General features: G+C 65.2%; 13 protein-coding genes. 7 read left to right on the plus strand and 6 right to left on the minus strand.

What is annotated here, in order from left to right:
- Positions 1 to 43 precede the first annotated feature (43 nt).
- A complete protein-coding gene (locus ACYCVF_RS15285) occupies positions 44 to 1,222 on the plus strand; it encodes a DUF2865 domain-containing protein (RefSeq protein ID WP_459596316.1) in 1,179 nt (392 codons plus the stop codon).
- 22 nt (positions 1,223 to 1,244) lie between these two features.
- On the opposite strand, the gene ACYCVF_RS15290 is transcribed toward ACYCVF_RS15285, so the two are convergent.
- The 3 genes from ACYCVF_RS15290 to ACYCVF_RS15300 are packed head-to-tail and all read right to left on the minus strand — an operon-like array spanning position 1,245 to position 4,768.
- Entirely contained in the window at positions 1,245 to 3,002 is a 1,758-nt protein-coding gene (locus tag ACYCVF_RS15290) for an NAD+ synthase (protein WP_459596317.1), read from the minus strand.
- A 19-nt stretch (positions 3,003 to 3,021) separates the two neighbouring features.
- Positions 3,022 to 3,375 carry a diacylglycerol kinase gene (locus tag ACYCVF_RS15295; RefSeq protein WP_459596318.1) on the minus strand — a complete coding sequence of 118 codons (354 nt, stop codon included), beginning with the start codon at positions 3,373 to 3,375 and terminating at the stop codon, positions 3,022 to 3,024.
- Between the two features lie 4 nt (positions 3,376 to 3,379).
- Complete coding sequence (locus ACYCVF_RS15300) at positions 3,380 to 4,768, minus strand: class II 3-deoxy-7-phosphoheptulonate synthase (protein WP_459596319.1); 1,389 nt, start codon at positions 4,766 to 4,768, stop codon at positions 3,380 to 3,382.
- Between the two features lie 182 nt (positions 4,769 to 4,950).
- Between ACYCVF_RS15300 and ACYCVF_RS15305 the strand changes: the two genes are divergently transcribed.
- A complete protein-coding gene (locus ACYCVF_RS15305) occupies positions 4,951 to 5,847 on the plus strand; it encodes an alpha/beta hydrolase family protein (protein WP_459596320.1) in 897 nt (298 codons plus the stop codon).
- 7 nt (positions 5,848 to 5,854) lie between these two features.
- Here ACYCVF_RS15305 and ACYCVF_RS15310 read toward each other — a convergent pair whose 3' ends face one another.
- The gene (locus tag ACYCVF_RS15310; protein ID WP_459596321.1) at positions 5,855 to 6,118 is read right to left on the minus strand and encodes a hypothetical protein; all 264 of its coding nucleotides are present in this window, start codon (positions 6,116 to 6,118) and stop codon (positions 5,855 to 5,857) included.
- 153 nt (positions 6,119 to 6,271) lie between these two features.
- Positions 6,272 to 6,985 (minus strand): response regulator transcription factor, encoded by a 714-nt coding sequence (locus ACYCVF_RS15315; protein ID WP_459596322.1) that lies wholly within the window; start codon positions 6,983 to 6,985, stop codon positions 6,272 to 6,274.
- A gap of 444 nt (positions 6,986 to 7,429) precedes the next feature.
- Here ACYCVF_RS15315 and ACYCVF_RS15320 point away from each other — a divergent pair, with 444 nt between their 5' ends.
- The 5 genes from ACYCVF_RS15320 to ACYCVF_RS15340 are packed head-to-tail and all read left to right on the plus strand — an operon-like array spanning position 7,430 to position 11,874.
- Entirely contained in the window at positions 7,430 to 8,662 is a 1,233-nt protein-coding gene (locus tag ACYCVF_RS15320) for an acyl-CoA dehydrogenase family protein (RefSeq protein WP_459596323.1), read from the plus strand.
- Positions 8,663 to 8,679: 17 nt separating this feature from the next.
- Positions 8,680 to 9,228, plus strand: a complete 549-nt coding sequence (locus tag ACYCVF_RS15325) for an NAD(P)H-dependent oxidoreductase (RefSeq protein WP_459596324.1) — start codon at positions 8,680 to 8,682, stop codon at positions 9,226 to 9,228.
- A 54-nt stretch (positions 9,229 to 9,282) separates the two neighbouring features.
- On the plus strand, positions 9,283 to 10,083 hold the full coding sequence (locus tag ACYCVF_RS15330) for an alpha/beta fold hydrolase (RefSeq protein ID WP_459596325.1): 801 nt from the start codon (positions 9,283 to 9,285) through the stop codon (positions 10,081 to 10,083).
- A 20-nt stretch (positions 10,084 to 10,103) separates the two neighbouring features.
- Entirely contained in the window at positions 10,104 to 10,547 is a 444-nt protein-coding gene (locus ACYCVF_RS15335) for a cupin domain-containing protein (RefSeq protein ID WP_459596326.1), read from the plus strand.
- Between the two features lie 49 nt (positions 10,548 to 10,596).
- Complete coding sequence (locus ACYCVF_RS15340; protein WP_459596327.1) at positions 10,597 to 11,874, plus strand: MFS transporter; 1,278 nt, start codon at positions 10,597 to 10,599, stop codon at positions 11,872 to 11,874.
- Between the two features lie 72 nt (positions 11,875 to 11,946).
- On the opposite strand, the gene ACYCVF_RS15345 is transcribed toward ACYCVF_RS15340, so the two are convergent.
- Entirely contained in the window at positions 11,947 to 12,531 is a 585-nt protein-coding gene (locus ACYCVF_RS15345) for a TIGR00645 family protein (protein ID WP_459596328.1), read from the minus strand.
- Between the last annotated feature and the right edge of the window lie 19 nt (positions 12,532 to 12,550).

The raw sequence follows: 12,550 nt of genomic DNA on the forward strand, positions 1-12,550 counted from the left end.
CAAAGTCACTTAGAAAGTCACATTGGGCCGTGACCTCGCTAGAATGGCGGATATGCCTGAATTCCTGTCTTCCTCCCGCGCTCGCTTTCTCCATGCCTGCACCGTGCTTTTGAGCACGGCCGTGCTCGTCACCGGCGTTTTCGCGCAGGCCGGACCGCCCGGACCACCGCCTCAGCCCGGCCAGAACGGGCTTGGACCGAACCCGATGTGCGTGCGGCTGGAAGGCCAGCTCGCCGCGCTCGATCGTGGCGGCGGCGACCCCGCGCGCGAAGAGCAGGTTCGCCGCTACCAGGACTCCCAGGCCAGGCAGCAGGCCGAACTCGACCGCGTCACCATGCAGGCCAAGCGCATGGGCTGCGATTCCTCCGGCTTCTTCTCGCTGTTCAACGGCCAGTCGGCGCAGTGCGGCCCGGTCAACACCCAGATCCAGCAGATGCGCGCCAATCTGGACCAGATCACCGTCAATCTCGAGCGACTGCGCGGCGGCTCCGGCGGCAGCCCTGAGCGCGACAATCAGCGCCGCTCGGTGCTGTTGGCGCTCGCCCAGAACAATTGCGGCCCGCAATATGCCAATGCCGCGCAGTCACAGGGCGGCGGCAACTTCCTGAGCAACCTCTTCGGCGGCAACAACGCGGGCAATCCGCAAGCCATGCCGCCCTCCGATCTCGGCCCGCAATCCGGCACTTTCCGCACCGTATGCGTGCGTACCTGTGACGGCGCCTATTTCCCGATCTCGTTCGCGACGGTGCCGGCGCGCTTTCCGGACGACGAGAAGACCTGCAAGAATCTCTGTCCGGCTGCCGAAGCCGTGCTCTACACCCATCGCAATCCCGGCGAAGACATGAACTCCGCGGTCTCCATCGGCGGCCAGCCCTACACGGCCCTGCCGACCGCGTTCAAATTCCGCAGCGAGTTCAACCCGTCCTGCTCCTGCAAGGCGGCCGGCCAGACCTGGGCCGATGCGCTGAAATCGGCCGACGACAAGGCATCGGCCGAGCAACAGGGCGACATCATCGTCACCGAGGAGAGCGCCAAGAAGATGCAGCAGCAGCGGCTCAACAAGGGCACGCCTGCGAGTGCCAAGAAGGGCGCAACTCCCGCGCCGACGACGGCGAACGCACCGGCCGCAACGCCGCCGACGGAGACAGGCCCCGCTGCGAGCTCCGAGAACAAGCCGATCCGCTCGGTCGGACCGACTTTCCTGCCGCAGCAGCAGAAATAGGCAGCAACAAACTCGGCTGCCTCTATCCCTCGAACGCGTCGATCGACGCCTTGCTGCCGCGTGACACCAGCGTCTCGTCGGCGACCGGCAACAGCTCGCCCTTGTCGCGAAACCGGTTCGTGATCGGATAGCGGCGGTCGCGACCGAAGATCCTTCGCGTCACCTTCACGCCGGGCGCGGCCTGGCGGCGCTTGTATTCGGCGACGTTGAGCAGATGGTCGATGCGGGTGACCGTCTCGCGATCGAAGCCAGCGGCAATGATCTGATCCAGCGGCTGCTCGCGCTCGACAAGGCGCTCCAGGATGGCATCGAGCACGTCATAGGGCGGCAGCGAATCCTGGTCGGTCTGGTTCTCGCGCAGCTCCGCGGTCGGCGGACGCGCGATGATATCGGGCGGGATCACCTCGCCGACGGGGCCAAGCGCGCCTTCCGGCTTCCAGCTGTTGCGCAACGCCGCCAGGCGAAACACCTCAGTCTTGTAGATGTCCTTGATCGGATTGAAGCCGCCATTCATGTCGCCGTAGAGCGTGGCATAACCGACCGACATTTCCGACTTGTTGCCGGTCGTCACCACCATCAACCCGGTCTTGTTGGAGATCGCCATCAACAGCGTGCCGCGGGTGCGGGCCTGAAGGTTTTCCTCGGTGATGTCAGGCGGCAGATTCTTGAAGATGCCGGACAGGATGGTCTCGAAGCCGTTCACAGCCTCGGCGATTGGCAAGACCTCGTAGCGAATGCCGAGATGGCCGGCGAGCTCGCCGGCATCCGCGATCGAATGTGGCGCGGTGTAGCGATAAGGCAGCATCACGCCATGCACCTGGTCGGCACCGAGCGCATCGACCGCGATCGCGGCACACAGTGCGGAATCGATGCCGCCGGAAATGCCGAGCAGCACGCCGGGAAAGCCGTTCTTGGCGACGTAGTCGCGCAGGCCCAGCACGCAGGCGGCGTAGTCGGCTTTGTCACCCTCGGGCAGCTCGGCAATCGGGCCCGTGCAGCGCCAGTCGTCGCCGTTACGAGTGAAGCGCAGCGTGACGATGCTCTCCTCGAAGGCGGGCAATTGCGCCGCAAGCGAGAGATCGCCGTTGAGCGCGAAGGATGCACCGTCGAACACCAGTTCGTCCTGGCCGCAGACCTGGTTCAGGTAAACCAGCGGCAGTCCGCTCTCGGTCACGCGCGCGACCGCGACCGACAGGCGCACGTCGTTCTTGTCGCGGGCGTAAGGCGAGCCGTTCGGCACGAGGATGATCTCGGCGCCGGTCTCCGCCAGCGTCTCGACCACGTTCTCGTAGTCCTCGGACTCTTCCAGCCAGATGTCCTCGCAGATCGGCACGCCGATCCGCACGCCGCGCACGGTGACGGGACCGGCGGCAGGGCCGCGCGAAAACAGCCGCTTCTCGTCGAATACGCCGTAATTCGGCAGGTTGCACTTGAAGCGCAAGCTCGCGATGCGGCCGCCGTCGAGCAGCGCGCAGGCATTGTAGAGCCTGCCGTCCTCGACCCAGGGCGTGCCGACCAGCATCGCGGGCCCGCCATCGGCGGTCTCGCGCGCGAGGCTTTCGATCGTGGCGCGGCAGGCGGCCTGGAACGCCGGCTTCTGCACCAGGTCTTCCGGCGGATAGCCGGCGATGAACAGCTCCGGAAACAGCACGAGATCTGCACCGTCGGCGGCAGCGCGCGCACGCGCGGCGCGCGCCTTCTCCGCATTGCCCTCCACGTCGCCCATGGTCGGGTTGAGCTGGGCGAGCGTGACCGCGAATGCATTGAGACGTTCGGTCATGGCGCTCCCAATCCCCAGGCTAGAGATACCCCAGTCGCTCGATGATGGCGATGATCCAGAACGCGCCGGTCATCAGGAGCGCGACGCCGACTGCGGCCGAGCCCATGTCCTTGACGCGGCCGATCTGCTTGTCGTGGTCGAGGGTCAGGCGGTCGGCGAGCTTCTCGATCGCGGTGTTGAGCAGTTCGACGACCAGAACGAACGCGACGGAACACACCAGTTCGACCGCGCGCATCGCGGTCGCGCCGATGAACCAGGCGAGCGGCACCGACAGCAGGAGCGCAAAGATCTCCTCGCGAACGGCCTGCTCCGACTGGAAGGCAAAGGTCAGACCGTTCCGGGAATTGATCGTGGCCTTCCAGATCCGCAGCAAGGTTTCAGAGCCCCGCAGCGGCCGGAATTGGCTGAGCCTTGCCGGCGCGCTCCTGTTTGAGGAGTTCCGCGACCAGGAAAGCCATGTCGATGGATTGCTCGGCATTGAGGCGGGGATCGCAGACCGTGTGGTAGCGGTCGTTGAGATCCTCGTCCGTGATCGCACGGGCGCCGCCGAGGCATTCGGTGACGTCCTGCCCGGTCATCTCCAGATGCACGCCGCCGGCGTGGGTGCCCTCGGCGGCATGGATCGCGAAGAACGACTTCACCTCGGACAGGATGCGGTCGAACGGCCGCGTCTTGTAGCCCGAGTTGGAGGTGATCGTGTTGCCGTGCATGGGATCGCAGGACCAGACCACCACCCTGCCCTCGCGCTTCACGGCGCGCACCATGTTCGGCATATGCTCGCCGATCTTGTCCGAACCGAAGCGGCCGATCAGCGTCAGCCGGCCCGGCTCGTTGTCCGGGTTGAGCACGTCGATGAGCTTGAGCAGCTCGTCGGCCTTCAGCGACGGTCCGCACTTCAGCCCGATCGGGTTCTTGATGCCGCGGAAATATTCGACATGGCCGTGATCGAGCTGGCGGGTGCGATCGCCGATCCAGATCATGTGGCCGCTCGTCGCGTACCAGTCGCCGGTCGTGGAATCGACGCGGGTCATGGCCTGCTCGTAGCCGAGCAGCAGCGCCTCGTGGCTGGTGTAGAAATCGGTAGCGCGCAGCTCGGGATGGCTCTCGAGATCGAGGCCGCAGGCGCGCATGAAGTTGAGCGCGTCGGAGATGCGGTCGGCCAGCTCCTTGTAGCGGCGGGACTGCGGCGAATCCTTGAGGAAGCCGAGCATCCATTGATGCACGCTGCCGAGATTGGCGTAGCCGCCGGTGGCGAAGGCTCGCAGCAGGTTCAGCGTCGCGGCCGACTGGCGATAGGCCATCAGCTGGCGCTGCGGATCGGGTACGCGCGCTTCCCTGGTGAAGGCGATGTCGTTGACGATGTCGCCGCGATAGCTCGGCAGCTCGACCCCGTTCACCTTCTCGGTCGGCGATGAGCGCGGCTTCGCGAACTGGCCGGCGACGCGGCCGACCTTCACCACCGGCACCGCGCCGGCATAGGTCAGCACCACCGCCATCTGGAGCAGCACGCGGAAGAAGTCGCGGATGTTGTTGGCCCCGTGCTCGGCGAAGCTCTCGGCACAGTCGCCGCCCTGGAGCAGGAAAGCCTCGCCGGCCGCAACCCGCGCCAGCGCCTTCTTCAGATTGCGCGCCTCGCCGGCGAACACCAGCGGCGGAAACGTCGCAAGTTGCGCCTCGACGTCGGCCAACGCCTTGGCGTCGGGATAGTCGGGCACCTGTAGCACCGGCTTGCTGCGCCAGGACTCGGGCGTCCACCGCTCGGACATTGCAATCTCTCCGTGAAGCAAAAAGCACAACCCGATCTGTGGGTTGCGAGGGCCGCCTTATACACAGGCTGGCTCCCGACCGCCAGTTGTAAATCCATTTCGCACCGCAAGCCCTTGCGGGAAAAGCCGGATTCGCATTTGCTTGGCGCCGGCAAAGAAACTCAGAGGACACCGACCGCCCCATGGATGCGGCACTGGACGACGTCTTCATCGACGAGATCAACTTCCCGGCGACCGACGGCTATGCGCTGGCCGGCACCCTGTTTCTGCCGCGCGGCGCCAAGCGCCATGCCGTCCTGATCAATTCAGCGACCGCCGTGCCACGCAAGATCTATCGGGGCTTTGCCTCCTACCTCGCCCATCGCGGCTGCGCGGTGCTGACCTACGACTATCGCGGCATCGGCGACTCCCGGCTGCCGGCGATGGTCGGCTACAACCGCCCGAAATCGCTGGTCGGCTTCAAGGCCTCGATGTCCGACTGGGCCGCGCTCGACGTCACCGCCGCGGTCAGCTGGATGCGTGGGCGCTATGGCAGCCTGCCGCTTGCCTATGTCGGCCATTCCTTCGGCGGCCAGGCGCTCGGACTGATCGTGAACAACAGCGAGATTTCGCGTGCCGCGTTCGTGGCCTCGCAAGCGGCAACCTGGCGGCTGATGACATCGCCGGAAAAATATCGCGTCTTCGCTTTCATGAACCTCGTTGGCGTACCGCTGACGCACGCGCTCGGTTATGCGCCGGGCTGGGCCGGAGTCGGCGAGGATTTACCCAAGGGCGTCTTCCTGCAGTGGGCCGAATGGGTCTCGAGCCCCCGCTATCTCTTCGATTCAAAACTGCCGGCGCTCGAGAACTTCGCGAGGTTCAAGGGCGAGCTGCGCGCGCTGTGCTTCTCCGACGATCCCTGGGCCACGCGCCCCGCGGTCGAGCTGCTGGCGAGCGGTTTCTCCGCCATCAAGCCGGAGGTGCTCACGGTCAAGCCGTCCGAGGTCGGCGCCAAGGCGATCGGCCATTTCGGCTTCTTCCGCCCCGATCACCGCGACACGCTATGGCGCGGCGTGGCGGAATGGATTCAGGGGGAATGAAGCGACGTCACCGGATGATCGTCGTCAGAGACGAGTAGCGCCTGTTCGGCTTGGCTTCGCCCGGCGCAAACTGCGCGAAGGCGTCGCTGACCCGCACCGCCGGCGGCGTGTCACCGGCGAAGCGGAATTCCTTCGGCCGGGGCGCGTAGAAGCTGGCGCGATAATATGCGTCGTCGAAGCGTGCCTCGCCGACCCCGAACAATGAGTCGCAGGCGAGCAGGAGCGCGTAGACTCCCGCGACCGCTGCGACGGTCTCCCTGAGAATTGACATGCTGATGCCCTGCCCTGTTGCAGGCAGGATGCAGATCAGTTCCAAAGCTCTGGTTTAAAGCGCAGTGCTTCTCGTCCGCAGGGTTTGCCGCTGCTGAACGGATTGCAGACAATTTTAATGGACCCCGCCGAACGCGCCCTGTGACCGCGGGCTTTACTGCCGCGCGCTGAGAAGGCAGGCCGCAAGTTCGGTCCGGTTGTGCACGCCGAAGCGGCGGCACAGATTCGCGACGTGCTCCTTCACGGTCTGGTCGGAGATCCCCATTTCGCGGGCAATCTCCTTGTTGGTCTGGCCACGGCAAACCCGGATGGCGACATCCGCCGAGCGCGGCGGCAGCGATGCCGACACCATCCCGGCCGTTTCGGGCTGACGGCCCGGGCTACGATCGGTTTGGAGCTCGCCCGCATTCATCATGTTGTTCAGCGCCAGCGAGCCGGCGCGGCACAACATCTCCATGCGCAGTCGTGCGCGCGGCGTGTAGGGCGCGCCTGTCTCTGTCGTCGCGGTGAAGAGCACACCGATGATCTTCCGGCCGCACCACAGCGGCCCACCCATATTGTAGGCGAAGCCCCATTCATGCAGCATCTCGAAGGTCGGGCTGTGCCGCCATTGCTGGGGACCGATCACGGTCTCGCCGTCGACCGCGCAGCCGCGGGTCATGATGCAGTCGAGCACGGGGTCGTGCTTCCAGAACCCGGCCTTGTAATTGTCGAGCAGACCATCGGCGACGTGGCGGCTATAGACCAGGGCGGGCTCGATCCCGTCGAGCAGGTAGAGACCGACGGTCGGCGATCCCGTCAGTTCGGTAATTGCTGAGCAACAGGCCGCGCCCAGCGCGCGAACCGAGCGGCTCTCGGCGATGGACATCAAACGATCCGCCAGCTGGCCCTCAGGCAGACCGTCAAACTGCTCCTGCTCGGACCTCACCGCCACTCCTCGCGCGACGTGCGCCATTTCGTTTTGTTATAAGCTTAAAATTTCTTCTTCGCCTGTTCTCGGGTCAAGCGAAAAGAAGCGGCAGGACCGTGCTTCTCCGGCTCAGCTTTACGGCACAGCAGCAACGGCGATCCCCCCATGATGGGGGATTGCCGGTCTGCCCGCTTCATCCCTAGCATTCGGCCATCGTGATCGCGTGATGACATCACGCGGTTCCGACGGGGTCACGTCACCATCGCGAACTGTCTGCTCACCCGCGCGCCAACAGCCTTGGCACGCGACGGCGGAGCTTTGCCGACGGGCGCCGTCCCCGCGGTCCCGATCCTCCCCGCCGATCGCACGGCGGAGCAACAGCTTGACGTGGAGATACCGACCATGAGCCTTTCCATGCAACGCGCCGCCAGGCCTTCCACGACGCCATCAGCGGCCGAGTTCCACGCGCGCCTCGACGCCTTGCTGCCACTGGTCGAGTCCCGCGCGGCCGAAGCCGAAGCGCAGGGCTATCTCACCGACGACGTCGTCGCCGCACTTCGCAAGGCCGGCATCTACACGATGCTGTTTCCGCGCGAGGTCGGTGGCGCAGAGCTCCTGCCCTACGACGCCATGACCGTGATCGAGCGCCTTGCCTACACGCATGCATCCGCCGGATGGTGTGCGATCGGCAACAACATGGAAGGCACGACGCTCGCCATCTACGTCGAGGACGAGGGCATCAAGAAGGTCTTCGCAAAAGGCGCCGACATCACCATCGCCGGCAACGGCGTCCCGCGGGGCTTCGCCCGTCCGGTCGACGGCGGCTACATGATCCGCGGCAACTGGGCCTATGGCAGCGGCATCCAGCATGCCGAATGGGTCCATTCCGGCTGCTTCGTGACCGACGCCTCCGGCAAGGACATGGTGTTCGGTCCCAACGGACAGCCCAAGATCGTCGTCACCCACCATCCGCGGGCGACCATCAAGCTGATGGGCAATTGGGACGTGCTCGGCCTGCGCGCCACCGGAAGCTTCGACTACACGCTCAGCGAGGGCGACGAGCTGTTCGTGCCGACACACATGACCTACGACTTCGACATCGGCGCGCCGCGTCGCGGCGGCGTCCAGGGCGCGCTGGGGCTTGCGGGCTATAGCGCCTGGGCGCACTCGAGCTGGGCGGTCGGGGTCGGCCGCCGCATGCTCGACGAACTCGTGAAGGTCATCGTCCTGCGCCAGGATCCCTTCGGCAAGTCGTGCGAGAGCGCCAGCTTCAAGTTCCAGTTCGCGCAGGCCGAGGCTCGCTTTCGCGCGGCACGTGCGCTGGTGCACGAAACCTGGAAGGAGGTCTCCGAGACCTGCGCCGGCGGCGAAAGTCCCTCGCTGGCGCAAATGACAATGATCAAGCTGTCGCTGCGCCACATCCACGACGTCCTGTCCGACGTCTCGACCTTCGCGCACCGCGCAGCCCGAGGCGCCTCGCTGCACAACACGCCGATGCAGCGCTTCTATCGCGACATCCACTCAGGTACCCAGCACATCCTGATGGCCGACCAGATCGTCGAGGAATGCGGCCGTGCGCTGCTCGGCCTTCCCGGGCCCGGCGCGCAATGGACTGTGTTCGGTGTGACTGGCTGAGCGCGCAGGAGGTCAGCGTGAACAGATCCCGCATCGTTGGTTTCTGCGGCAGCAGCTGGCGCCCGGCAAAGTCGCGCGTGCTTGTTGAAGCCATTGCGGCCGATCTCCTGGCACAACACGCGCTCAAGACCGACATCCTCGACCTCGTCGATGCCGGCCAAGGCATCGCCGCGTTTACCCGCATCGGGCTCGACGACCGCGCGCGCGACCTCGTTGAGGCGATCGAGCATGCCGATGGCCTGGTGATCGGTTGCCCGGTGTTCCAGGGCTCCTATCCCGGCCTGTTCAAGCATGTCTTTGACCTGATCAAGCCCGGCGTGCTGCGCAATCGCCCGGTGCTGCTGACAGCGGTCGGCGGCGGGCTGCGCCACTCGCTGGTGGTCGAGCATCAGCTCCGTCCGTTGTTCGGGTTCTTCGAGGCCCGCACGGTGTCGACCGCGATCTATGCGAGCAGCGACGAACTGGCGCCGGGCGCCCCCCTGGCACCGATGATTGCCGCTCGCCTCGCCAACGCCGTGGAACAATTCGCAGCGCTTGTCGGCGACCGCCGGGCCACCGCCGCATGACCCCTCTTCCGCTGCGGTGCCCAGACAGGCTGCCTTCAACCGGAGACATCCATCATGCTTAAGACCGTCAAACCCTCGCCCGACCTCACCGGCTTTGCTCGCACGGAATACGACATCAACGGCGTGCGCACCGTCGTTCACACCATCGGAAGCGGGCCCCCGCTGGTGTTCCTGCACGGTACCGGAACGTTTACCGGCTTCGAGATGGCGCGCGACTGGGCGAAGCGGCACACCGTCATCATTCCCTATCAGGCCGGTTTCGGCGACTCCGGCGATGCGGTCTGGATCGATACGATCGAGGATCATGTCCTCCAGACCACGGACTTGCTCGACAAGCTGGGGCTCGCGAAGTTCGATCTTGCCGGATTCTCGCTCGGTGGGTGGCTCGCCGCCGAGTTCGCCATCCGCCAGCCTCATCGCGTCCGCAAGCTGGTGCTGGTCGCGCCCGCCGGTCTTGTGGTTGCGAGCGCGCCGGCCCCCGGCCTGTTCGAAATCGCGCCACAGGATTTGCCGGCCTATCTCGCGAACGATCCGTCGAACGCGCTCCGTTACTTTCCCAAGTCGCCGGATCCTGCATTCGATGCCCGCCTCGGGCGCGAAGTGACTGGCTTCGCCAAGCTGATCCGCAACGATCCACAAGGCAATCCGAAGCTCGCGCATTGGCTGCACCGGATCACAATGCCGGCACTGGTCTTGTGGGGTGCTTCGGATCGCCTGCGCCCAGCGGCGCAGTCCGAAGCCTGGAAGGCGGGGCTGCCCGACGCGCGCGTGACGCTGGTGCCAGACACCGGACATCTTGTGTTCGAGGAAACGCCCTCCGCCGCGCACCACGTCACCAATTTTTTCGCCGAGTAGCTCAACAGAAGGACACCACCATGATCGAGATGCCGCCGGGCGTAACCCCTGCCAAGGACGGTTTTGGGAACATCGTCTGGAACATTCTGGGCCAGACCTACACGCTGAAGCAACACTCCGAGGCGTCGATGGCCTGGCATGCCGTATTCCCCGACGGCACCTTCGTGCCGCCACACGTTCATCCGACCCAGGACGAATTCGTCTACGTGCTGAGCGGCCGCTACGATCTCTGGCTCGACGGCAAGGACCTGATGGCGACCGCCGGGGACCTCGTGCGCATGCCCAAAGGCATTCCCCACGGCATCTTCAACAAGTCCGGCCAAACCGCGACCAGCCTGTTCTGGGTTGCGCCGACGCGATCGCTCAAGGAGCTGTTCGAGCGCATCCACAACCTGCCCGATCCGCAGGAAGTCGTTCGGCGTGCCGCCGAGCACGAGGTCAATTTCCTGCCGCCCCCGGCCTGATGCTGGTCTCCCGCCGAAAGACGACAGCTCAAAACCGCGAGGATCGATCATGACGACCGACTGGACCACCATTTCCGAGAGCGACCGCCGACGGATCGCGGGCTGGCAAAAGGGCATGCTGGCGCTCGCCATTTTCTGCGAGATATTCCTCGCGGCCGACTGGTACGCCTTCGCGGCCGTGCTGCCGTTCGTCTCCGAGAGCCTGAAACTCAATCCCGCCGAGGCCGGTCTGGCGCAGGGCATCTTCGCACTGACCTATGGCGTCGGCATGGTGGTGTGGTCTCCGGTAAGCCGCTCGATGACGGCACGCAACATGCTGCTGGTTGGCCTTGCCGGCACCGGTCTCGGGATGATGCTACAGGTGTTCGTCCAGACCTATACCCAGCTCGTGCTGCTGCGGCTCCTCATCGGCTTCTTCGACGCCGGCATTTTCATCGGCAACATGAAGCTGATCTTCGGCTGGTTTCCGCAGAGCCGGCGCGGCTCGGTGGTCGGAATCATCCTTGCGGCCTACAGCCTCGCCATCACACTGGATTTCGCACTCGGCATTCCCCTGACCATCGCGACCGGATGGCGGACCTTCTTCGCAGTACTGGCGGTGGGCACCCTGCTCGTCGCCGCGATCGACGCCCTCGTCGTTCGCAATAGCCCGCGCGAGATCGGCATCGCCGACTTCACCTGGGGCAATGAGACGCCTCAGAAGCACCTGCCTCTTGGCGAAATCTTCCGCTCGAAATGGATCGCGGTCGGTGGTTTCGGCATCGTGGCCTGTACCTTCGCAATCGCCGGCACGGCCACCTGGGTGGTGCCCGCTTTCATCGCCGTGCAGCACATGCCGCCGGAAGCCGGCGCCGTGATCGGCACCGTGATGGGATTGTCGCAGGTCCTGTTCCTGGTGATCGGCGGCTACATGTCCGACCGGCTCGGCAAACCGTTCATGATCAAGCTCACCGCGGGGCTCGCCTTCCTGACCGCCCTCATGTTCCTCTGGAGCGTCGTCACGCCGATGCCGTTCGGAATGCTCGTGCTGTTCGCAGCGCTCAGCGGCATCGCGCTGCTCGGCGGCGGTGCGATCTTCGCGCTGCTCAGCGACAAATACTCCGACGCGCTCGCACCGGCGGCGATCGGCTATGCGGAGGTGTTCGGCATCTTGTCGGCCTTCGTGGCGCCCTGGATGATGGGAGCCATCATCAACGCCTCTTCCGGCGCGTTCACCGGGGCTTTCGTCGCCTTCGCCGTGGTCGAGTTGATCATCGTCGGCCTCCTGCTGATCCTCGCCCGCGAAGACGTCAGGCAGGGTGCGGTCGTCGGCAGTCCAGCGGAATGAATAACGCTTGGAGCGGACGGGACCGCACCCCGTGAAGGGACGCCGGCAACCTCCCGTCAGAGGGACGCCCCCTCAGCCGTGGCCGGCCTCTTCCTGGCGATGGCCGCTCTCGCTGAGGCGATCGACCCAGGCGATGCCGACCGCCGAGATGATGAAGGTCAGGTGGATCAGCACCTGCCACATCACGCCGGTCTCGGTGAAATTGCTCCGCGTGGTGCCGAGATTGCCGGCCTCGATGAAGGTCCGAAGCAGCGAGATCGAGGAAATGCCGATGATCGCCATCGCGAGCTTGATCTTGAGCACGCTGGCATTGACGTGACTGAGCCATTCCGGCTCGTCGGGATGGCCGGTCAGGTTCAGCCGGGACACGAAGGTCTCGTAGCCGCCGACGATCACCATGATCAGGAGGTTGGAGATCATGACGACGTCGATCAGCCCGAGCACGACCAGCATGATCTGCTGCTCGCTGGCATCGAAGGAGTGCGCGACCAGGTGCCAGAGCTCTTTCAGGAACAGCAACACATAGACGGCCTGCGCGACGATCAGGCCGATATAGAGCGGAAACTGCAGCCACCGCGAGCCGAAGATGAGCTGGGCGAACACGCCGAGTCGCGGCGGCACGGCCTGCGCCGAAGGTGCTTTGGGTTCAGACGTCATTGATCGCTCCGGATTGCAG

This window comes from Bradyrhizobium cedriense (assembly GCF_054602315.1).

What these genes read in the sequence shown, in the direction of transcription:
- ACYCVF_RS15285 (WP_459596316.1), top strand. Translation starts at nt 44, where the DNA reads ATGGCGGATATGCCTGAATTCCTGTCTTCCTCCCGCGCTCGCTTTCTC.
- ACYCVF_RS15290 (WP_459596317.1), bottom strand. Translation starts at nt 3,002, where the DNA reads ATGACCGAACGTCTCAATGCATTCGCGGTCACGCTCGCCCAGCTCAAC.
- ACYCVF_RS15300 (WP_459596319.1), bottom strand. Translation starts at nt 4,768, where the DNA reads ATGTCCGAGCGGTGGACGCCCGAGTCCTGGCGCAGCAAGCCGGTGCTA.
- ACYCVF_RS15305 (WP_459596320.1), top strand. Translation starts at nt 4,951, where the DNA reads ATGGATGCGGCACTGGACGACGTCTTCATCGACGAGATCAACTTCCCG.
- ACYCVF_RS15310 (WP_459596321.1), bottom strand. Translation starts at nt 6,118, where the DNA reads ATGTCAATTCTCAGGGAGACCGTCGCAGCGGTCGCGGGAGTCTACGCG.
- ACYCVF_RS15315 (WP_459596322.1), bottom strand. Translation starts at nt 6,985, where the DNA reads ATGTCCATCGCCGAGAGCCGCTCGGTTCGCGCGCTGGGCGCGGCCTGT.
- ACYCVF_RS15320 (WP_459596323.1), top strand. Translation starts at nt 7,430, where the DNA reads ATGAGCCTTTCCATGCAACGCGCCGCCAGGCCTTCCACGACGCCATCA.
- ACYCVF_RS15330 (WP_459596325.1), top strand. Translation starts at nt 9,283, where the DNA reads ATGCTTAAGACCGTCAAACCCTCGCCCGACCTCACCGGCTTTGCTCGC.
- ACYCVF_RS15335 (WP_459596326.1), top strand. Translation starts at nt 10,104, where the DNA reads ATGATCGAGATGCCGCCGGGCGTAACCCCTGCCAAGGACGGTTTTGGG.
- ACYCVF_RS15340 (WP_459596327.1), top strand. Translation starts at nt 10,597, where the DNA reads ATGACGACCGACTGGACCACCATTTCCGAGAGCGACCGCCGACGGATC.
- ACYCVF_RS15345 (WP_459596328.1), bottom strand. Translation starts at nt 12,531, where the DNA reads ATGACGTCTGAACCCAAAGCACCTTCGGCGCAGGCCGTGCCGCCGCGA.